Raw genomic sequence first — 316 nt, 5'->3', positions numbered from 1 at the left:
GGATCCCGAGAACCGCCTCGGCTCGATGATCAGCAAGGCGCATTTCGACAAGGTGCGCTCCTACCTTGATGTGGCCCGCGACGAAAACCTGCGTGTGCTGGTGGGCGGGAAAACCCGCGAGGATATTTTCGTCGAACCCACCATCGTTGATGGCGTGAGCCGCGATAGTCGCCTGTTCCAGGAAGAAATTTTCGGTCCGGTACTGAGCGTCACCACGTTCCAGACCGTTGACGAAGCCATTGCGCTGGCCAACGACACGGCCTACGGCCTGGCAGCATCGGCTTACACCGGCAACCTGCGCCATGCCCTGAAACTC

Annotated in this window: 1 protein-coding gene; it reads left to right on the top strand. The window is 60.1% G+C overall.

The features are described from left to right. Nucleotides 1–316, top strand: a 316-nt coding sequence (locus BK660_RS31960; RefSeq protein ID WP_123436470.1) for an aldehyde dehydrogenase family protein, incomplete at both ends; no start/stop codon positions are given.

Source organism: Pseudomonas brassicacearum (assembly GCF_003732265.1).
GTDB classification, from domain to species: Bacteria; Pseudomonadota; Gammaproteobacteria; order Pseudomonadales; family Pseudomonadaceae; genus Aquipseudomonas; species Aquipseudomonas brassicacearum_D.
Note: the sequence above shows the minus strand (reverse complement) of the source record. Positions and strands in the feature narration are given on the sequence as shown.